At 69.6% G+C, this 20,129-nt stretch carries 17 protein-coding genes; 5 read left to right on the top strand and 12 right to left on the bottom strand.

Annotated elements, in window-relative coordinates:
* Positions 1-148: 148 nt before the first annotated feature.
* Both AVKW3434_RS19530 and AVKW3434_RS19525 read right to left on the bottom strand, forming a co-directional pair.
* Positions 149-1,510 carry an esterase-like activity of phytase family protein gene (locus tag AVKW3434_RS19530; RefSeq protein WP_284407141.1) on the bottom strand — a complete coding sequence of 454 codons (1,362 nt, stop codon included), beginning with the start codon at positions 1,508-1,510 and terminating at the stop codon, positions 149-151.
* 140 nt (positions 1,511-1,650) lie between these two features.
* Positions 1,651-2,541 (bottom strand): DMT family transporter, encoded by an 891-nt coding sequence (locus AVKW3434_RS19525; RefSeq protein WP_284407140.1) that lies wholly within the window; start codon positions 2,539-2,541, stop codon positions 1,651-1,653.
* Between the two features lie 65 nt (positions 2,542-2,606).
* On the opposite strand from AVKW3434_RS19525, the gene AVKW3434_RS19520 reads away from it, so the two are divergent.
* On the top strand, positions 2,607-3,533 hold the full coding sequence (locus AVKW3434_RS19520) for a LysR family transcriptional regulator (RefSeq protein WP_284407139.1): 927 nt from the start codon (positions 2,607-2,609) through the stop codon (positions 3,531-3,533).
* Positions 3,534-3,566: 33 nt separating this feature from the next.
* Here AVKW3434_RS19520 and AVKW3434_RS19515 read toward each other — a convergent pair whose 3' ends face one another.
* Both AVKW3434_RS19515 and AVKW3434_RS19510 read right to left on the bottom strand, forming a co-directional pair.
* On the bottom strand, positions 3,567-4,448 hold the full coding sequence (locus AVKW3434_RS19515) for a siderophore-interacting protein (RefSeq protein WP_502869127.1): 882 nt from the start codon (positions 4,446-4,448) through the stop codon (positions 3,567-3,569).
* Positions 4,449-4,579: 131 nt separating this feature from the next.
* Positions 4,580-5,098 (bottom strand): PadR family transcriptional regulator, encoded by a 519-nt coding sequence (locus AVKW3434_RS19510; RefSeq protein ID WP_284407138.1) that lies wholly within the window; start codon positions 5,096-5,098, stop codon positions 4,580-4,582.
* A gap of 232 nt (positions 5,099-5,330) precedes the next feature.
* Between AVKW3434_RS19510 and AVKW3434_RS19505 the strand changes: the two genes are divergently transcribed.
* The gene (locus AVKW3434_RS19505; protein ID WP_284397440.1) at positions 5,331-6,089 is read left to right on the top strand and encodes a M91 family zinc metallopeptidase; all 759 of its coding nucleotides are present in this window, start codon (positions 5,331-5,333) and stop codon (positions 6,087-6,089) included.
* A 27-nt stretch (positions 6,090-6,116) separates the two neighbouring features.
* Here AVKW3434_RS19505 and AVKW3434_RS19500 read toward each other — a convergent pair whose 3' ends face one another.
* The 6 genes from AVKW3434_RS19500 to AVKW3434_RS19475 all read right to left on the bottom strand — a co-directional run bounded on the left by AVKW3434_RS19500 (position 6,117) and on the right by AVKW3434_RS19475 (position 14,821).
* Positions 6,117-7,787 (bottom strand): FAD-dependent oxidoreductase, encoded by a 1,671-nt coding sequence (locus AVKW3434_RS19500; protein WP_284407137.1) that lies wholly within the window; start codon positions 7,785-7,787, stop codon positions 6,117-6,119.
* Between the two features lie 30 nt (positions 7,788-7,817).
* Positions 7,818-9,482, bottom strand: a complete 1,665-nt coding sequence (locus tag AVKW3434_RS19495; RefSeq protein WP_284407136.1) for a polyamine aminopropyltransferase — start codon at positions 9,480-9,482, stop codon at positions 7,818-7,820.
* A 97-nt stretch (positions 9,483-9,579) separates the two neighbouring features.
* Positions 9,580-11,751 carry a TonB-dependent receptor gene (locus AVKW3434_RS19490; RefSeq protein ID WP_284407135.1) on the bottom strand — a complete coding sequence of 724 codons (2,172 nt, stop codon included), beginning with the start codon at positions 11,749-11,751 and terminating at the stop codon, positions 9,580-9,582.
* 151 nt (positions 11,752-11,902) lie between these two features.
* Positions 11,903-12,127, bottom strand: coding sequence for a DUF350 domain-containing protein (locus AVKW3434_RS19485; RefSeq protein ID WP_272566455.1), 225 nt, complete (start codon positions 12,125-12,127; stop codon positions 11,903-11,905).
* Between the two features lie 64 nt (positions 12,128-12,191).
* Positions 12,192-13,688, bottom strand: coding sequence for a DUF4178 domain-containing protein (locus AVKW3434_RS19480; protein ID WP_284407134.1), 1,497 nt, complete (start codon positions 13,686-13,688; stop codon positions 12,192-12,194).
* Between the two features lie 71 nt (positions 13,689-13,759).
* Positions 13,760-14,821, bottom strand: a complete 1,062-nt coding sequence (locus AVKW3434_RS19475; protein ID WP_284407133.1) for an SPFH domain-containing protein — start codon at positions 14,819-14,821, stop codon at positions 13,760-13,762.
* Between the two features lie 176 nt (positions 14,822-14,997).
* Between AVKW3434_RS19475 and AVKW3434_RS19470 the strand changes: the two genes are divergently transcribed.
* Positions 14,998-15,249 carry a DUF2061 domain-containing protein gene (locus AVKW3434_RS19470; RefSeq protein WP_272566451.1) on the top strand — a complete coding sequence of 84 codons (252 nt, stop codon included), beginning with the start codon at positions 14,998-15,000 and terminating at the stop codon, positions 15,247-15,249.
* A 199-nt stretch (positions 15,250-15,448) separates the two neighbouring features.
* Here AVKW3434_RS19470 and AVKW3434_RS19465 read toward each other — a convergent pair whose 3' ends face one another.
* A complete protein-coding gene (locus AVKW3434_RS19465; RefSeq protein WP_272566450.1) occupies positions 15,449-15,754 on the bottom strand; it encodes a flagellar basal body rod protein FlgC in 306 nt (101 codons plus the stop codon).
* Between the two features lie 486 nt (positions 15,755-16,240).
* On the opposite strand from AVKW3434_RS19465, the gene AVKW3434_RS19460 reads away from it, so the two are divergent.
* A complete protein-coding gene (locus AVKW3434_RS19460; RefSeq protein WP_284407132.1) occupies positions 16,241-17,485 on the top strand; it encodes a DUF5666 domain-containing protein in 1,245 nt (414 codons plus the stop codon).
* 122 nt (positions 17,486-17,607) lie between these two features.
* On the opposite strand, the gene AVKW3434_RS19455 is transcribed toward AVKW3434_RS19460, so the two are convergent.
* Positions 17,608-18,300 (bottom strand): GntR family transcriptional regulator, encoded by a 693-nt coding sequence (locus AVKW3434_RS19455; RefSeq protein WP_284407131.1) that lies wholly within the window; start codon positions 18,298-18,300, stop codon positions 17,608-17,610.
* An 81-nt stretch (positions 18,301-18,381) separates the two neighbouring features.
* On the opposite strand from AVKW3434_RS19455, the gene araD reads away from it, so the two are divergent.
* A complete protein-coding gene (araD, locus tag AVKW3434_RS19450; RefSeq protein WP_284407130.1) occupies positions 18,382-20,127 on the top strand; it encodes an L-arabinonate dehydratase in 1,746 nt (581 codons plus the stop codon).
* Positions 20,128-20,129 lie beyond the last annotated feature (2 nt).

The raw sequence follows: 20,129 nt of genomic DNA, 5'->3' as shown, positions 1-20,129 counted from the left end.
CGATGAGGAGGGAAGTTATAGCAGGACATCACGAACCGCTGAGTTTGCAACGCGCTACTAACTACTAGTGCGGGGGGATGTCGAACTCTTATTAAACGAACGCGCGCAGCCGGTGCTGGCAAGCCTCTCAATGGTGCGGAACGCCCCTTTACCTCGCGCGCAGCAGCTCGCCCACTTCCAGCAGCACCAACTCGTTGTCGTCGGCCCGGTTGGGCTCGCGGCTGGAGCTGAACGGCAGGTTGTTGTCGTTGCCCACCACGATGTGAGTGGCGTCCACCACGTCCACGTTCTCGATGGTGAAGAACGGGAATGTGAGCACGCCGTTGTTCAAGGGCTTCTTAGCCAGGCGCTGCGGGTCCTGGATGTTCAGCAGGTCGATGTAGCCCACCTTGCGCAGCTCGGCGCCCGCGTTGGCATCGGTCAGCTCCACCTTGTACACGCGCTTGAACTTCGCCAGGTCGTGGAAGCAGTCGGTGCGCTTCTGGCCCTCGGGGCAGGCCTTGTCGGCCGTGCCCTCGCCGTTGTCGCGTTCGATGATCAGGCCGGTGTTCTCGTCGATCATGTTGAAGTCGCCGATGGCGTGGTGGTTGGCCTCCAGCACGTACTTCCAGTGGCGGCCCGTCCACTTTTCCTGCTTCACGTCGAACTCCAGCACGCGCAGGTATTGCTTGCCGCCTTCCACCGATTCGTAGGCCTTGGCCGATTCGTTCCACACCGGGCCTTCCAGCAGCGCGTAGAGCTTGCTGCCATCCCTGGACGACGCCATGCCCTCGAAGCCCTTGGAGCGCTTGATCTCGAACGCCGGCGCCTTGGCATCGGGCGCGCCCGCGGCAGTGATGGCCGGGTGGTCGGGCGAGCGCACGACCTTGCCGTCCACCTGCGTCTCGAACACGGCCAGCACGCGGCCGGACAGATCGGCCTTGATGAGGTAGGGGCCGAACTCCTCGCCGATCCACAGCGCGCCGCCGGCGAACTGGAAGCTCTCGGGGTCGAAGTCCGAGCCGGTCAGGTAGCGTTCCTTCGTGCCCTCTTCGGCGATGCGAAACGGCACCTTCTTGTCCGGGTCGTGCAGGAACACCGTCTTCTGGCGCTTGAACTGGCCGCTTCGGAAGTCCACCGTGTAGTGGTTCAGGTACAGCATGAAGTCCGGCGAGTTGGCCTTGGCCCCCGCGCCGTTGTCGGTCAGGATCCAGAACGACCCGTCGGCCATGCGCTTGATGCCCGAATGGCCCTGCGCGGGCTGGCCCTTGAACGGCAGCGACACGCCCGTGGGCCGGCCGGCGGAGGTGCCTTCCACGCTGCCCAGCTGGTCCACGCGCTGCGGCGTGGTGAACTTGCCGCTGGTCTGCAGATCGGCCGGGGCGTCCTTGGGCGCGGGAATGAAGGTCTGGGCCGGCAGCACCGCATGGCCAGCGAGCGTGGCGGGGAAGGCCTGCTGGGCGTGGGCGGGCAGCACGGCGGCGGCGCAGGCCAGAAGGGTGAAGGTGGCGAGGCGGGAGAGAGGAAACATGCGAACGGCTTGTGTGGAACAAAAACCGGACGATGCAGGGTGTGCGTGACAGGCGAGTGACGCCTGGAGATGGCACGACTCGGTCGCAGTGGGGCACAGGGGCCCGTTGGGCGTTGCGCCGATGTGCCGGGCGGCGTGGACTACCGGCGCTGCGCGCCCAACGCCGCCCCCACGATCAGCGCGCCGCCCAGCCATTGCACCGGGCCCAGACTCTCCCCCAGCCACAGCACGGCGAACAGCGCGCCCCAGGCCGGCTCGGTGCCCATCAGCAGGCCCACGCGGCTGGGGGCGGTGTGTTTCAGGGCCCAGTTCTGCGCGATGAAGGCGAACACCGTGCAGCCCAGCACCAGGTACAGGCTCGCGGCCCAGAAGGCGCCCGCGGCCGGCAGGGCGGGCAGCCCGCCCGGCAGCGACAGGGCCACCAGCAGGCACCCCAGCCCCACCACGGCGGACTGCACGGCGGTGAGCAGCAGCATGGGCGCCTGGGCATGCCGCCGGGTGAGGCGGCTGGTGGCGCACACGGTCACGGCGCGCAGCGCGGCGGCGGCCAGCATCAGCCCGTCGCCCAGGCCCCATCGAATCTGCAGGCCGCCGCCCGCCAGCAGCGCCGCGCCCAGCAGCGAAACGGCCGCGAAGCCGAACATGGCGCCGGACGGCCGCCGGCCCAGCATCCACCATTCGGCGAACGGGGTGAACACTACGCACAGGCTGATGAGGAACGCCGCCTGGCTGGCCTGCGTGTGCGCCACGCCATAAGTCTCGCACACGAAGATCGCCATCAGCAGCGCGCCCAGTGGCAGGCCGGCGCGCAGGGCGCCCTGCCATTGCGCCCGCGTAGCCCGCAGGCACGCCGGCGCCAGCAGCGCCGCCGTGAGCACGAAGCGCACCGCCAGAAAACCCAGCACCGGATAGAACGCCAGCGCCCCCTTGGCCACGCCGTAGCTGGTGCCCCAGACGACGGCCACCAGCAGCAGGACGAGGTCGGCGCTGCGCAGCAGCGTGGCGGGGCGGGCAAGGGGCAGCGTGGTCATGCGGCGATCGTAGATTCATGTCAGGCCATCGATAATGGCCTTTCAGAGAACAACATTGGTTCCCCATGCGCACAAATGACGCCCTGGACTGCCTGCCCGACATGGCGGTGTTCGCCCGCGTGGCGGCGGCGGGCAGCTTTTCGGCGGCGGCGCGCGAGCTGGGCCTGACCCCGTCGGCCGTGAGCCGCCAGGTGGCGCGCCTGGAAGGCGTGCTGCGCGTGCGGCTGCTGGAGCGCACCACCCGGCGCCTGCGCCTGACCGAGGCGGGCCACGCGGCGTTCGCGCGCTGCCAGGGGCTGGAGTCGTGCGCGCGCGAGGTGCTGGCGCTGGCCGGCCACCATGCCGACGTGCCCAGCGGCCTGGTGTGCATGAGCGCGCCCAAGGCCTACGGACGCCAGCGGGTGCACCCGCTGGTGCCGTCCTTCCTGGCGGCGCATCCGCAGCTGGTCATCACCGACCGCACCGTGGACCTGTTCACCGAGCACATCGACGTGGCGGTGCGCATCACCGACGCGCCGCCCCCGGGGCTGGCGGGCCGGCCGCTGGAGCCGGTGGAACACGTGGTGTGCGCCAGCCCGGCCTACCTGGCGCAGCGCGGCCTGCCGGAGCACCCGCGCGATCTGGCGCAGCACGACTGCCTGCCCCTGGGCGAGGACGAGCGCGACCGGCACTGGCGCTTCGAGCGGCCAGGTGGCGGGGGTGGCGCAGCGGAATCCGCCGTGGTGAAGGTGCGCGGCCGCTATGTGGCCAACCACAGCGAGGTGCGGTGCGAGGCCGCCCTGGGCGGCCTGGGCATCGCCTCGCTGCCGGGCTTCACGGCGCAGGCGGCCCTGGCGGCCGGCACGCTGGTGCGCGTGCTGCCCGGCTGGCGCCACACCACGGCGTACTCCGGCATGGCCTGGCTGCTGTACCCGCCCAACCGCTTTCTGCCGGCGCGGGTGCGGGCCTGGATCGACCATGTGGCGCAGGGGCTGGCCGCGCGGCCCGCATGAGGGGCCCGCGCGGCGCCTGCCGGTCCCTGCCGGTCAGTCCTCGTGCGTGTCGTGCGTGGCCGCGCTGCCCCGGCGCCAGTAGCCCGAGGCCTTGACCCACTTGGGGTAGGCGCCGCGCTCGCCCACCAGGTGCGCGCGCAGGGCCTTGGCCACGGCCGATTCGCAGGCCACCCAGGCGTGGAAGTCGCCCGCGGGCAGGGTCTGCGCGCGCAGCGCCTGCAGCAGGGGCTCGGCGGTGCCGGCCTCGGCGCCCTGGCGGTGCACCCAGACGATGCGGGCATCGGCGGCGGTGGGCAGGGGCTGCTCGTCGGCCGGGCCGTCCACCTCGGCCAGCACCAGCACGGGCGCGCCGGCGGGCAGCTCGGCGAGGCGCCGGGCGATGGCGGGCAGGGCCGTGTCGTCGCCGATCAGCACGTAGCCGTCGAAGGCGGTGGGAATGACCATGGAGCCGCGCGGGCCCCCCACGCCGACGGTCTGCCCGGGCGCTGCCTGCAGCGCCCATTGCGTGGCCGGGCCCGCGTCGTGCAGCGCGAAGTCGATGGTGAGGGTGCGCGCGGCGATGTCGTGGTGGCGCGGCGTGTAGTCGCGCATGGTGGGCCGGGGCGAGTCGGGCGCGAGGCCCCCGGTTTCTGCCGGCACGGGGAAGTCGATCCGGCCCGTGGCGGGGTCGGGCAGGATGAGCTTTACGTGGTCGTCGAAGCCCGCGCTGTCGAAGCCCTCCAGGTCGGGGCCGGTGAGGACGATGCGCACGCAGTGCGGCGTGACGCGCTCGGCACTTTGCACAGTGAGGATGCGCCGGCGCAGTTCATGGCGCATGCGCTGGGGCGCGCGGGCCGCCAGCAGTTCGGGGGAAGGCTGCGCTGCGGCGGCGGCAGAGGTGGCTGGGGTGGTGGTCGAAGCGGACGGTGTGGTCATTTCAGGCTTTCTGCCGGGGCGATACCGGCGTTGCGGAGGGAGGCCAGGGCGTCGTGGGGGCGCACTCCGGGCAACGGGGGGCGCCGGGGCGGTCGCTCTGGGGCGTCCTGCAGCCCGGCGGGGAACAGGTTCTAAAGGCGCTCGATCTGCCGCGCCGCGGCGTCCAGCGCGTCGGCGATGGCATGGATCTGCGCCTCGGCCAGCGGCTCGCGCGCCAGGCGAAGGTGCAGTGCATGGCGCAGGTTGTGCACGGCGCGCTCGATGGGCGCCGGGCGCTCGCCGTGACCGCCGCCGCGCATCGGCAGGCCGCTGGCCATGCGGGCCAGCAGTGCATCCACCTCGGTGCGGTGCTCGGCCAGGTGGTCGCGCCCCGCATCGGTCAGCGTGTGCAGCTTGCGGCCGCCATCGGCGGTGACGGTGACATGGCCCATCTCTTCCAGCAGGGTGAGCGTGGGGTAGATCACGCCGGGGCTGGGGCTGTAAGCGCCGTTCAGCCGGTCTTCGATGGCCTTGATGAGCTCGTAGCCGTGGCGCGGCTTGTCGGCGATGAGCTGCAGCAGCACGAGGCGCAGGCCGCCGTGGCCGAACACGCGGCCGCCACCGCGCCGCTCGAGAGGGGGCTGGCGCACATCCAGGAATTCATGTTTCATAGGGAATTAGATATATCTAAAAAACAGAAGATATATCTATTTCGAATGCGGGCTGGGTGGCTGCCTGGGGTATCCCTGCCGGCTGCATGGTTTGCGAGAGCTCGCCAGTGCCCAACCCCTTCCCAGGATGCCGTTCGGAACCTGGTCACTTCCTTCGCGTCGCGGGCCGCCGCGTGACCGGGATGCCGGTAGCGTCTTTCCCTTTTCGGCAAACGCCGTCAGGAGGTGTCCCATGCCCATCCACCGCACGGATTTTCCCGGTGTCTACATCCATACGCCCCGGCCGCAGGAAGCGGGCGCTCGCACCCTCCAGCAGGTGGAAGCCCTTGAAGCCAAGAACCAGGATTTCTTGCACCGCAACGAGGGAACCCTGGCGCAACTGGCGTCCCAATCTTCCGGCCGCACTCTGCTGCGGCAGATCGAATCCATCACCACCATGGCGCCCCGAAAGCGCGTGGTGCTGACGCCTTCGCAAGGGGGTTGGCCGCACGCGCTTTCCTGCCAGCAGAGCGCTGGCAACACGCAGTTGCGGCCCATGGACAATTGGGACGACATCGACAGCTACATGAGCCGCCGTCCGTCGGGTGATTCGTTCATGCCCGAAGTGGCGGCCGCCCCGATGCCCGGCAGGGAGACTCCCGGCGCAGACGAAGTCTGGATCCACACCGACCCAGACATCGGCATGAAGTTTTCATCCGAGGACTCGGATGAGTACGAGTTGAGCGCAGACCATTACGTGGCAACGCTCGGCCACGAAATGATCCATGCGCGTGACAGCCTGCACGGCATTCAGCCACACCGCTCGGAAGACACTTCGACCTCTGGTCATCAGGGCTCGGACCGTCCTTTGGAGAAAGCGCTGCTGCCCGTGGAGTTGCGCACGATCGGCGTCGGACCCTATGCCGACGAAGTCCCTTCAGAAAACTCCATTCGAAGAGAGCATGGGCTGACGCCGCGCAGGAGCTATCACGGCTTTACCGATGACCATTGATGGACAGAGGAGGCCAGAGAAAAGCGCTCAGGCCAGTGCCGCCGCGTGCCCGCGCGTGAAAGCCTCTTCGAACACCGAATAGCCCGACCAGTCCGCATGCGCGAATGCCAGCCGCGCGGTGCCGGGCGTGGGTGGCACGGGTACGCGCTCTCCATTCGATAGCGCATAGCGCTTGCCAGACGGGCGCTGGGGCGCGATTTTGCTGAGAAACGCCTGGGTGCCCGGCAAAGGGATCGACATGGCATGGCCGTAGCGCGTGATCTCCATGCGCCGGGCGTGCCGGGCCAGGTCGGGGTGCGGCGCGGCCAGCCCGGCGAGGATGGCGTCGCGCCAGTGCGCCCAGGGTTGCTCCGCCAACTGCCGGCGGCCATCGGCCACGTCGCCCAGCGCCTGGTAGTAGGTGAGCACGGTGGCGGCCGGGCGCGGGTCCAGCCGCTGGTGGCCGGCGTTCACGTAGCCCAGTCCGCCGGGCGTGGGGTCGGCGTAGAGCACGTTGTCCCAGGCGGGGGCCGCGCCTTCGCGGTCGGCCAGCGGGGCGTCGATGTGGATGTTGGCCACCAGCCAGGGCGCCCACGACAGGCGCTGCGCCGCCTGCTGCAGGAAGCCGGGCGGGTTGCGCACCACGCGCGCCGCGACGAAGACCGGCAGCGCCACGATGCAGCGGCGCGCCTGCCAGCGCTCCACGCTCTCGCTGGCGTGGTGGAACACGTCCACCTCCACGCCCTGGCGGGTTTCCTCGATGCGCAGCACCGAACTGCCGGTGCGCAGCTGCCCGCCGGCTTGCAGCGGCGCGGCCAGGCGCTGGGTGAGCCAGCCGTTGCCCTCGGGCCAGGTGAGCACGCCCTCGCGGTCTTCGGTGGCCGCATCGCTGGGGGCATGGAAGCCGTGGCGGCTGGCGAAGTAGTGGATGCCCGCCCAGGCCGACACGCGCGCCGCGCCGGCGCCGTAGTCGTCGCGGCAGCAGTAGTCCAGGTACCAGCGCAGGTGCGTGTCGTCGAAGCCCTCCTGCTCCAGCCATGCTATGAAAGTAATAGCGTCAAGCCCTAGATGAATCTGCGCCAGGGGCTGATTGGGTTTCCATCCTTTGACCACCGGCATGGTGAAGGGCGCCGCGCGGCCCAGTTCGGCCACGCGGGTGGAAAAGCGCCGGTACTGCGCCAGCGTTTCGGCGCCCACGCCCTGCACGGGCAGCAGCCCGTCCTGCCACTGGCCCTGGAAGAACAGGCGCTCCTGCGGGCTGTGGCACAGGTGGCGCTCGTCGTAGCGCCAGCGCCCGGCCACGCGCTGGCGCAGGCCCAGTTCTTCCAGCAGGTCCTGCACCTCGCGCGCGCTGTCGCCCGGCACGGGCAGGTAGTGCGCGCCCAGCGGGCAGGCCAGGCCGGCCACGCTGCCGGCGCGGCTGTTGCCGCCGGCGGTGTCCTCCAGCTCCAGCACCACGAAGTCGTCGGTGCCGGCCAGCCGCAGCGAGCGCGCGGCGGCCAGGCCCGCCACGCCCCCGCCCGCGATCACCACCTGGGTGCGCCGGACGATGTCGGGCTCGATCGGCCCGCCCTTCTGGAGCCGGTCGCGCAGCGCGTGGCCGCGCGCCATGTCAATGCCGGCAAAGCCACCCTCCAGTTCGGGCGGGGCGCCGCACCCGGCAAGGGCGGCGGCAGCGGCCGAGGTGGCCGAGGCGGCGAGGAATTGGCGGCGTTGCATGTGGGCGGTGCGGCCGGGCGGCCAGCGCGGTCAGTGGGCCGCCACCTTACCCCACTCCTGCTCGTAGGTGTGCACCAGCACCTGGTTGGACAGGCGGTTGACCTCGGCCGGCACGCGCGCCATGTCGCGCGGAAAGTCGAACAGCAGCGCCAGCGTGGGAACCGACAGGAATCGCAGCCCCTCGGGCAGCGCCTGCGGCAGGTGCCAGGGCCGGCGGCTGGCGATCACGAAGCCCCATTCGCCGAAGCTGGGCACGTGGGCGTGGTAGGGGGCGGTGCGCAGGCCCAGCGATTCGATGGTCTGCACCACCGTCCAGAAGCTCTGGCGCGCCACCAGCGGCGAGGTGGTCTGCACCACGGCATAGCCGCTCGCGGACAGGCGCTTGTCCAGCAGGGCATAGAAGCTGTTGGTGTAGAGCTTGCCGATGGCGAAGTTGGTCGGGTCGGGAAAATCCACCACGATCACGTCGAAAAATTCTTGCGCCCCCACGCTCCCCGCTGCGCGTGGTTCGCTGCCCCCCGAGGGGGCCCCCGCGCCTTGGGGCGGCCCGGCGGCGCTGGAGTCTTGCGCCCCCACGCTCCCCTGCTGCAGCCACTGGAACGCGTCGGTGTTCACGACATGCACCTTGGGGTTGGACAGCGCCCCACCGTTCAGCCGCGCGAGCGTGGGGTCGTCGGTGAACAGGCGCGTCATCGCCGGGTCCAGCTCGACCAGCGTGACCGACTCGACCGAGGGGTACTTGAGGATCTCGCGCACCGCCATGCCGTCGCCGCCGCCCAGCACCGCCACGCGCCGCGGCCCGGCGCCGCCCGAGGCGAACGCCGCCATCGCCGGGTGCACCAGGGCCTCGTGGTAGCGGTACTCGTCGCGCTCGGCGAACTGCAGGTTGCCGTTGAGGTACAGCCGGTGCCCCGCCTTGCCCTCGGTGACCACGATGCGCTGGTAGGGCGTGGCACGGCTCACCACGATGCGGTCCTGGTAGAACTTGTCCTCGGCAAAGCGCGTGATGTGCTCCGCGCCCACCAGCCCCGCCAGCAGCACGCCGAACACGGCCACGCAGGCCAGCACGTGCGCGCGCAGGCGCCGCAGCTCGTGGCGGAACAGCCAGACCGCCCACAGCGCCACCGCCGCGTTCATCAGGCCGAACAGCAGCCCCGTGCGGATCAGCCCCAGGTGCGGCACCAGCAGCAGCGGGAACGCGAGCGACACCGCCAGCGCCCCGAGGTAGTCGAACGTGAGCACCTGCGAGACCAGGTCTTTCAGCACCGCGTTGCGCTTCAGGATGCGCATCACCAGCGGAATCTCCAGCCCCACCAGCGTGCCCACCAGCAGCACCATGCCGTACAGCAGCACGCGGAACGCGCCCGGCGCGTAGGCGTTGGCCAGGAACAGCGTGGCCGGAAGCGCGCCGCCCACCAGGGCCACCAGCAGTTCGATGCGCAGGAAGTGCGCGGGCAATTGCCGTTCGAAGTAGCGCGACAGCCACGATCCCACGCCCATGGCGAAGAGGTAGGTGCCGATGATGGTGGAGAACTGCAGCACCGAATCGCCCAGCACGTACGAGGCGAGCGCGCCGGCCGCGAGTTCGTAGAGCAGGCCGCAGGCGGCGACGACGAAGACGCTGGCGAGCAGCGCGATGTCGATGGGGCGGGGCGCGGGCGCGGCGGAAGGGGTGGGGTGGGCAGCGGCGGTCAAGCCGCTATTTTGCGGGATGGGCCCCGGCGGCGGCCGCCGCAGGCCCACCGGGCGAGGGCGCCTTCTTCGCCCGCCCGGCATCGCCCGGGCTCCCGGGTCAGAACTGGTAGGTGGCGCTCACCAGCACGCCGCGCGGCGCACCGGGCATGTCGACGGAGCGCCAGTATTCCTTGTCCAGCAGGTTGGTGACCGCGACGGTCACGGTCCAGGGCGCGGCGCGCCAGCCCACCATGGCATCCCAGCGGGTGTAGGCCGGCAGGCGCGAGGTGTTGGCCGCGTTGAGCCAGCGGGCGCTGGTGTGCGTCACGCCGATCTCGCCGTACCATGGGCCCTGCGGCGCATAGCGCAGGAAGACGTTGCCATTGCGCTGGGCCGTGTCCTGCAGGTACTTGCCGACGTTCGCGGGCGCGCTGCGGTCCTCGGTGACCTTGGCGCTCATGAGGCCCACGCCGCCGCGCACGTACCACGAGGGCGCCACGCGGCCGGCCGCGCTGAACTCGATGCCGCGCGAGCGCTCCTTGCCGCGCACGGCCCAGGTGAACGGGTCGTTGACCGCATCGGGACGGTACCGGATGTTGTAGTGCTCCAACTGGTAGACCGACACCTGCGTGGACAGCTTTCCGTCCATCCAGTCGCTCTTGGCGCCGATTTCGAACTGGCGCGAATGCTGGGGCTCGTCGTCGTACACGGCGCTGGCCGAGGTGTCCACGGTGATCATGCCGCGCCCGCCGTAGGGCGAGTAGCTCTTGTTCCACGAGGCATAGATGCTGTGCTCGCGCACCGGCTGCCAGACCACGCCCACGCGGGGGCTGACCGAGTCGCCGTCGTAGCCGCGCCCGGCGGACGTGAGCAGGTTGGTGCTGTGGAAGTCGAACCGATCGTAGCGCAGCCCGGCCAGCAGCTTCCACTGCGTGCCCAGGCTCACGAGGTCCTGCAGGTAGAGCGCGCGGCTCTGCGCCTCGTGCAGGTTGTACTGGGTGGGCGCGCCCTGGGCGGGCTTGGGGGCCCAGGGAATGGGGCGCAGCGGGTCGTAGGTGAAGCTGGCCGCGCCGCTGGACAGGCGCGGCTGGCGCTCTTCCTCGCTGGCTTCCATGCCCACGAGCAGGTCGTGCTGCAGGCCGGCCAGCGTGAATTTGCCGGTGAGGTCCACGGTGTTGGAAAGCGTCTCGTTGCGCGTCTGCTGCCAGGCGTAGTTGGGCCGCACGCGGCCGGCGTAGTCGCAGCTGGCGCCCGTGGAGGTGCGGCCCCGGGCGTTGCAGTAGGTGCCGGCGAAGTAGTGGTCGAAGTCCTGGCTGGCCTCGCGCTTGCTCGCCACCCAGCGCACGCTCCAGGCCGGGTTGAAGTCGTAGCTCAGGTCCGAGCGCAGCACGCGCAGCCGGTCTTCCACCATGTCGTCGGGGTGGGCGAAACCGGTGCGGATCGAAACGCCGGCAGGCAGCTGGTCGTACGCCGGGCCGCGGTCGGGCACGCGCCACACCGTGTCGTACGTGTATTGCCCCGTCCAGCGCAGGCCGGTGCGCGTGTCCACGAGGATGCTGGGCGAGACCATTTCATTGCGGTTGCGGATGCCGCTGCGAAAACTGTTCGCCTGCTCGCGGTCGGCCGTCAGCCGCACGGCCACGTTCTCGTTCAGCACGCGGTTGATGTCCAGCGTGCCGCCCACGTTGTCCCACGAGCCGCCGCGCAGGTTGATGCTGCTCTTGGCATCGAAGCGGGCCTGCTTGCTCACCATGTTGATGATGCCGCCGCCGCTGCTGCGGCCGTACAGCACCGAGGCCGGGCCCTTGAGGATCTCGATGCGCTCCACGTTGGCGGTGCTGCGGCGCACCTGGCCGCTTTCGCGCACGCCGTCGCGGTAGATGTCGCCCGAGTCGGCGTTGAAGCCGCGGATCATCACGCCTTCGCCCCGCATGTCGTACTTGGTGTTCACGCCGGGCACGCCGTCCAGCATGACGGCCAGGTCGTTGATGCCATAGCTCTTGTACTTGTTGACCTCCAGCGTGTCGATGGTCTGCGGGATGTCCTTGGGCGCCATGTAGGTCTTGGTGGCCGTGGTCACGCCTTCGGGGCGCACGTCGTCGGCGTCGTACTCCGACGTGACGTGCACGGTGGGCAGGGCCGCCTGGGATGCGGCTTCGGCCTGCGGCTGGGACAGGGCGGTGGCCGGCAGGCCCGCCATGCCGGCGAGCAGCGCCGCCGCGGTGGCCGTGGCCCGGGGATGGAAGAAGGCCAGGGCGGCGGCCGTTGGTGCATGGTCCGGATGTGTCATTCGCTCTCTCTGGAAAAGAAAACGGCCGCCCGGCAGGGGCAGCCGTTTGTATCGGAAAGAGCAAAATTGTAACGTTACTGATAACGATTCGTATTTGGAATCTGGCCAAAAAAAGGGCATTCGGGCGGCCATCCGCCCCCTGCCCCGTGCCTCACCCCCCGTGCATCGCCGCCGCCACGATGATGCTGATCCCCAGGCACATGGCCGCCACCACCATGGCGAGGGCCTTGTTCTGCTTTTCGACGATCTCGGCCCACAGGTCATAGGGCGTGAGCTTGTCGATGATGATGAAGCTCACCCAGAACACCAGCACGCCGATGAGCGCGAACAGGATGGAGCCGAAAAACGCGGCGGGCCGCAGCCATTCAAGAGCCATGATGATGACCTCCGTCAGATGAAAAGGGGTTGCAACAAGGAAGCGCGGGGGCGTCGCCGTTCCGTCATTTGTGCCCGCCCCCGCTGGAATACCCGCCGAAGGAGCCGCCCGAGCTGCGGTAGCCGCCGCCCGACGATCCTGAGCAGTTGCTCATGAGCAGCAGCAGGATGATGAGCACGATCGCAATGACGATGATGGTCCCGCAGCCCAGGCTGGTGGCGCTGGCCAGGGGCGCGGCGTCCTCGCGCTTGAACATATCCTGCTGGCCGCCGAGCTTGAAGGCCTGCGCCACCACCGCGCTGTCGATCTTGCTGCCGCTGGACCAGGTGATCTCGCGCGGGGTCTGCTCCATCGACAGCAGGCCGCGGCCGGTGCTGCTGGCGAAGTCGCGGTTGGCGCTTTTTTGGCCGCGCTCCACGGGCCAGTAGAACTCGCCGGCCACGTAGGTGGTCTCGGCGTCGTACTGGCTCGACAGGCGGTAGGTGGTGCCCAGGTAGGTCGCGCTCTGGCCGCCGCCGGTGAGTTGCGGCGCGCCCGTGGTGGGCCGCACCAGGCTCCAGCCGTCGGTCGCGTCCACCAGGAAGGCGAAGCCACGCTTTTGGTGGTAAAGCAGGTATTCGTCCCAGCCGAAATGCTCGTCGTCGCCCGGCTCCACGCCCATGCGGTGCTGAAAGCCCACCACCTGCCAGTGCACGCCCTCCAGCTGCCCGGTCTGGCCCAGCGGGATGAGCGGGTTCACCGGCTCGTCCTGCACGGCGTGGCGCAGTTCGGCCCCCAGGCCGCTGGACAGGTCGATGAGGCTGTGGCACGACGGGCACGTCAGGCTCTTGGTGCTGCCCAGCTTCACGGGCACCGGCGCGCCGCAGTTCGGGCAGTTGAACTGGCGGCCTGTCTCGTCCTTGGCGGAAGCGTCTTTCAGGCCCTGCAGCTTCAAATCGTCGAGCTGCACGGCCCGGCCGCGGTCCACCTTCGGGGGCGTGCTGCCGTAGTCGATCGACAGCACCTCGCCGTCCGCGCTGCGCAGCTCCACCATGCTGAACGGGTGGCCCAGCGGCGGCAGCTTGGGCAGCTCGCCCTGGGCGGAGATGAGCTGCGCCTGCACGTTGGCGGCCACGCTGTAGGGCTTGCCGGCCACCGCCGTGGTCATGCCGACGCGGAACTGCTCGGCCACGGGCAGCTCACGCCCCGCCACGGCCGGCCGCGTGAACACGTAGGCGCCGTTGTCCTCGCCCAGCGTGGCGGTGCTGCCGTCCTCCAGGAAAGCGTTCCACTCGGTCCAGGTGCCGGCGTCGCCCTTGTATTGCAGGCGCCCGATCAGCGTGAAGGGCAGGTCCTGCCCGTCCAGCACGATGCGGCCGCTGGCCATGAGCTGCAGGGGGCTGTGGTCGTCGAAGACCTCGGCCATCTTGCCCACGCGCGTGAGCACCTCGCCGCTGCGCACCACCGTGCTCTGGCAGTAGGGGCAGACGGCGTGGGTGGACTGCGCGCTCTTGAATTCGACCGGCGCGCCACAGCCGGGGCAGGGCGCGCGGTAGGTACGCTGGGTGCCGCTCTCGGCCATGTTTTTTGAGTGTTTTTGGCCTCCTGCCTTAGTATCGATTGGGCAGGATGCTATTCAATCGATAGCGAAGACTAGACCAGCTTCTTGAGCAGTTCGGCCTTCTTGGCGTCGAACTCCTTCTGCGTGAGGATGCCCTTGGCCTTGAGCTCGCCCAGCTTCTCCAGCGTGGCCATCACGTCCTCGGGCTTGACGCCCGCCACGGGCGCGGCCGCCACCGCGGCGGCGGCCTGCTGGGCCGCGGCGGGGTTCTGGCCCTGCAGGCCCTGCTGCAGGTTCTGCGCCAGCACCTGGCCCAAAGCCACGCCGGCGCCCAGGCCCATGGCGTCGCCGGCAATGCCGCCCCCGCCGTTGCCCGAGCCTTCGGCGAATTTCGGGATCGCCTGCGCCGTCTGGTACTGCATGAACTTGCCCATGTCGTTGCCGACCATGCCCATACCGATCTTCTGGTCCAGGATCTTCTGCAGTTCTTCGGGCAGCGAGACGTTCTGCACCGTCATGCCTTCCAGCAGCAGGCCGATCTTGGCGAACGCGGGCTGCAGCTCCTTGGCCAGGGCCTCGGCGAACATCACCTGGTTGGCCGCCAGGTCGAGGAACGGCAGGCCGCTGCCCGCGATGGCGTTGCTGATGTTCTGCAGCACCAGGCCGCGCAGCTGGCCGTCGATCTCGGAGACGGTGTACTCGGCGCGCGTGCCCGAGATTTCGGTGTGGAACAGCTTGGGGTCGGCCACGCGGAAGGCGTAGTTGCCGAAGGCGCGCAGGCGCACGGCGCCGAAATCCTTGTCGCGGATGGTGATGGGCTGCGGCGTGCCCCACTTCTGGTCCACCTGCTGGCGCGTGCTGAAAAAGTACACGTCGCTCTTGAACGGGGACTCGAAGAGCTTGTCCCAGTTCTTCAGGTAGGTGAGCACCGGCAGCGTCTGCGTGGTCAGCTTGTAGGTGCCGGGGCCGAACACGTCGGCCACCTGGCCTTCGTTCACGAAGACCGCCATCTGCGACTCGCGCACCACGAGCGTGCCGCCGTTCTGGATTTCCATGTCCCGCATCGGGAAGCGCCAGGCCAGCGTGCCGTCGCTGTCCTCGGTCCACTGGATGATGTCGATGAACTGTTTCTTGATGAAGTCCATGAGGGCCATGCGGTGCTCCCGTTCGAGGTGTGCGGAGGGGTTGGAAAGTGCGGCCATCATAGCGGCGCCCCGGGGCTTGGCTATCGCGGCGTTGGACACGATCAATTGGCGCTCGCCAATGCGAATCACTAGCATTCGTGCAGTCGTTCGTTCCCCATCCGAGATCGCCCCCCAAGGAGTCCGCCATGTCCCGCATCCGCCAAGCCACGCTCCGCAACCTGCCCACCCTCATGAAGACGGGCAGCTACTACCTCATCCACATCTGCGTGGCGGCCCTGGTGGCCTACGCGGTCACCGGCAACCTGATCGCCTCGATCACGCTGAGCCTGCTGGAGCCCACGGTGCAGGCGGTGGCGTTCTTCTTCCACGAAAAGGCCTGGGAGCGGGCGGCCCGCCGCCGCGCGGCAGCGGCCGGCGATGCGCCCCTGGCGGCTTGAGGAAGCGGCCATGAATACCGCACCGAATCCACGCCCCCGGCAGTCGACCGGACCGTTTCAGCATTGGCTGATCGAGCGGCTGGCCGGCCTGGCCGGCGCGCTGTGATGGTCTGAGAGAAGAAGGAAAAGGAAAGAGGGCCGCCAGGCTGCCGTCGGCCCGGGCTGGCCCAGCGGACGGGTAAGAGGCGTATCCGGCGGTTCAGGCCCGCGTGTCGAGCAGCGAGCCCATCATGCGGTCTTCGGTGCGCAACACCTGCAGATTGGCCTTGAACGCATAGGTGGCCGAGATCTGGTCGACCGCATCGGCCTCGAGCGAGGCGCCTTCCTGCGCCGCACGGCCCACATTGGTGGTGGCCACGCCGCCTTGCGAGGCCACGGCCTCCTGGTCCACCGTCTGGCGCTTGAAGCCGGGGGTGTTCATGTTGGCGACGTTGTTGGCGGAGACATCCATGCGCACCTGGGCGGCGCGCAGGCCGGAGGCGGCGATCGAGGAAACAGAGGCCATGGGAGTGCTCCGGTGGAGGGCGAGGAAGTGCCTGGATTATCCGCCGCAGGTGCAGGAATGAGCAGCCCGGCCGTGCAAACGGCTTGGAACGATCGCAGGCCCCTGCGCTGGCCTCGGCATGGCTGAGGCGTTGGTTTTTTCACCACGGCACGCAGGGCCCGGCGTGGCGCGAAACGCTAAAGCGTACACAAGTGTTTCGAAATGAAATGGCGTTGGCCGCACGGCCGGCTCGGCGTTTGGTTGCGCGCCGCAGCGCACGCCGGGCGCGGTATCGAGACAGGCGCCCCGCCAACGCCCGGGCGGCGTGGTGGCCGAACCACTTCTAAAACTGAACAAGTTTGTACACATATTGAAATCATCGGCGCGACCGGTGATTCCAAGATGCCTCCAGGCGCTGGCGTGGCGCGCGGCATCGGTTCTGGCCGCTCACCCGCCAGCGCCGCCCGGCCTCGCCGTTTCAACATCCCATCGCCTTCGGAGGTTTCCATGCAGTCCACCTTGTTGCTTCCCGACGTCCACCCGTCATCCCCCGCGCGCCGCCGCCTGCTGGCCGGTGGCGCGGCTTCCGCCACCCTGGCGCTGTTCGGTTGCGGTGGAGGGGGCGGCGGCGGCGGTGGCGATGTCTCCGGCGTCGGCAGCACGGCCGATGCGTCGTTCTCCAGCGGCCCCATCAGCGGCTTCGGCTCCATCATCGTCAACAACCTTCGCTACGACGACACCGCCGCGCGCATCCTGGACGATGCCGGCCAGGCCGTCACCACCGCCGCCCTGCGGCTGGGCATGGTGGTGGAGGTGAACGGCTCGGGCATCGCGGTGGACGCCAGCGGGCTGCGCCGCTCCGTGGCCTCGACCATCAGCCTGCGCAGCGAGATCGAGGGGCCCATCACCGCCATCGACACCGCCGCCCGCACCTTCGCCGTGCTGGGCCAGACCGTGCAGTGGGCCGATGCCACGCTCTACAGCGACAACCTGCCCAATGGCGCGGCCAGCCTGGCGGTGGGCCAGGTGGTGCAGGTGTTCGGCCTGCGCAACCCCGACGGGCTTTACAGCGCCACGCTGGTGGTGCGTGACGAGCCCGTGCCGACCCGCTACAAGCTGCGCGGCGTGGTCTCCGCGCTGGATGGCACGGCGCAGACCTTCCGCATCGGCGGCGCGGTGATCGCCTACGGCGCCGTCGCGTCGCAGGCCCCCGGCATCGCCAACGGGCAGTACGCCCGCGTGGAGCTGCAGACGGCGCCCGACGCGTCCGGCCGCTGGATGGCCTCGGCCCTGCGCACCACCGCCAGCAGCGTGACGCTGCCCAGCGGCAACAACGTGGCGGTCGAACTCAAGGGCTACATCACCGCGTTCACCAGCAACACGGCCTTCAGCGTGAACGGCGTGCCGGTGAACGCCAGCGGCGTGGCCAACCCGCCTGCGGGCCTGGCGCTGGGCCGGCGCGTGGACGTGAAGGGCGTGTTCGTGAGCGGCCAGTTCAACGCGAGCGAGATCGCGCTGGAAGAGGCCGGCAGCCTGGCCAGCCGCAGCTTCGACGTGAAGGGGTCGATCCAGCGCGTGATCCCGGCGGCCTCGGTGATCGTGGTGCGCGGCGTGCCGGTCCACTACGCCAGCGCCCGCTTCGAGGGCGGCACCGCGTCCGACCTGGCCGAGAACCGCTCCGTGGAGATCCAGGCGCAGGTGGCCGCCGGCACCTTCGGTCTGGTGGCGCAGACCATCCGGTTCGTTGCCTGATTCGATTGCTATCAATTCAATAGCGATATGCCATAGTAGATATTGCGCTGGAGGCCGATGGGGTTGACGATGGGTCGGCGCGGGCGCCTTTCGCCCCGAGTCGCCCGGGTCCGCTCCGCCCTTTAGTCGGCGTTCACGTACTCCGGATGGCGGGCGCAGATCTCGTCCACCTGGCTGAGCGTGCCCGACAGGTGCGTGCGCAGCGCCTCCTGGGCGCCAGGCGCGTCCCCCTGCGCGATGGCCTCGGCGATGCGGCGGTGGTCGGCCAGCACCGACGCGGCCTTGCCCGCGCTGGGCAGGTGCAGGTGGCGCAGACGGTCCACGTGGCCCGAGTGGCTGCGCACCAGCTCCCACAGGCGCGGCACCTCGGCGGCCTCGTACATCAGGCGGTGGAACGCCAGGTCGGCCTGCGAGAACGCCTCGGGTTCCAGGGGGTCGGCCGCGGCCTGCATCACGCCGATCTGGGCCTGCAGGCGCCGGGCGACGGCCTCGCCGCCCTGCAGCGCCAGCGTGCGCACGACCTCCAGTTCGATGGACCGGCGCAGGTAGTGCGCCTGCCGTGCGGCGGCCACGTCGATGCGGCTCACCACCGTGGCGTGCTGCGGAAAGATGTCCACCAGCCCCTCTTCGCCCAGCCGCATCAGCGCATCGCGCACGGGCGTCTGGCTGATGCCGAAGCGCTCGGCCAGTTCGGCGCGGGCCAGCACGGTCCCGGGGGTGAGGTCCAGCGACACGATGGCCGCGCGCAGCTTTTCGAAGATCTGCGGTGCCGCGTGGCGCGACCGGTCGAGGCGGACTTTGTCTCTCACGTTCATAGGCGGCGGATTGTCGCACTGCACGATTTTGACGTACTAATATATTAGTGCTTTAATGCACCGAAACCTGTGATGGAGCCTATGACGACGACCCGCCGCACCCCCGAGTCCCTGCGCAGCGCACGCTGGTTCGCCCCCGACGACCTGCGCTCCTTCGGCCACCGCTCCCGCATCATGCAAATGGGCTACGCGCCCGAAGACTGGGTGGGCAAGCCCATCATCGCCATCGTCAACACGTGGTCGGACATCAACCCCTGCCACGGCCACTTCAAGCAGCGGGTGGAAGACGTCAAGCGCGGCGTGCTGCAGGCGGGCGGCTTTCCCATCGAACTGCCCGCCATCTCGCTGGCCGAGGCCTTCGTGAAGCCCACCACCATGCTCTACCGCAACCTGCTGGCCATGGAGACCGAAGAGTTGCTGCGCAGCCACCCGGTCGATGGCGCGGTGCTGATGGGCGGCTGCGACAAGACCGGCCCCGGCCTGCTGATGGGCGCCATCAGCATGGGCCTGCCCTGCGTCTTCGTGCCCGCCGGCCCCATGCTGCGCGGCAACTACAACGGGCAGGTGCTGGGCTCGGGATCGGACGCGTGGAAGCTCTGGGACGAGCGCCGCGCCGGCCAGATCACGCAGACGCAGTGGCTCGGGGTGGAAGGCGGCATCGCCCGCAGCCACGGCACCTGCATGACCATGGGCACGGCCAGCACCATGACGGCCATCGCCGAGGCCATCGGCATGACGCTGCCGGGCGCCTCGTCCATCCCTGCGCCGGACGCCAACCATGTGCGCATGAGCGCCGAGAGCGGCCGCCGCATCGTCGAGATGGTCTGGCAGGACGAAACCCCGGCCAAGCTGCTGAGCCGCGAATCGTTCCTGAACGGCATCAACGTGGCCATGGCCGTGGGCTGCTCCACCAACGCCATCGTCCACCTGGTGGCCATGTCGCGCCGCGCGGGCGCGCACTGCGCCGTCACGCTGGATGACTTCGACGCCGCCAGCCGCCACGTGCCGGTGCTGGCCAACGTGCGCCCCAGCGGCGACACCTACCTGATGGAGGACTTCTACTACGCCGGCGGCCTGCCCGGCCTGATGTCGCGCATGCCGCAGCACCTGCACCTGGGTGCGCGCACCGTCACCGGCCGCGCGCTGGGCGAGAACATCGAAGGCGCGGCCGTGTTCAACGACGACGTGATCCGCCCATTGGACAACCCCATCTACGCCGAGGGCGCGCTCGCCGTGCTGCGCGGCAACCTGGCGCCCGACGGCGCCGTCATCAAGCCCAGCGCGTGCGCGCCGCACCTGCAGCAGCACACCGGCCCGGCGCTGGTGTTCGACGACTACCCCAGCATGAAGGCCGCGGTGGAAGACCCCGACCTCGACGTGACGGCCGACCACATCCTGGTGCTGCGCAACGCCGGCCCGCAGGGCGGCCCCGGCATGCCCGAATGGGGCATGCTGCCCATCCCCGCGAAGCTGGTGAAGCAGGGCGTGCGCGACATGCTGCGCCTGTCCGATGCGCGCATGAGCGGCACCAGCTACGGCGCCTGCATCCTGCACGCCGCGCCCGAGGCCTACATCGGCGGCCCGCTGGCGCTCGTGAAAACCGGCGACCTCATCACCGTGGACGTGCCCGCGCGCCGCATCCACATGGAGGTGAGCGACGAAGAACTCGCCCGCCGCCGCGCCGCCTGGACGCCGCCGCCCGCACGCTACCAGCGCGGCTACGGCTGGATGTTCAGCCGCCACATCCTGCAGGCCGACCAGGGCTGCGACTTCGATTTCCTCGAAACCGGCTTCGGCGCCCCCGTGCCCGAGCCCGACATCTTCTGACC

The organism is Acidovorax sp. SUPP3434, assembly GCF_030159015.1.
GTDB lineage: Bacteria > Pseudomonadota > Gammaproteobacteria > Burkholderiales > Burkholderiaceae_C > Paracidovorax.
Note: the sequence above shows the minus strand (reverse complement) of the source record. Positions and strands in the feature narration are given on the sequence as shown.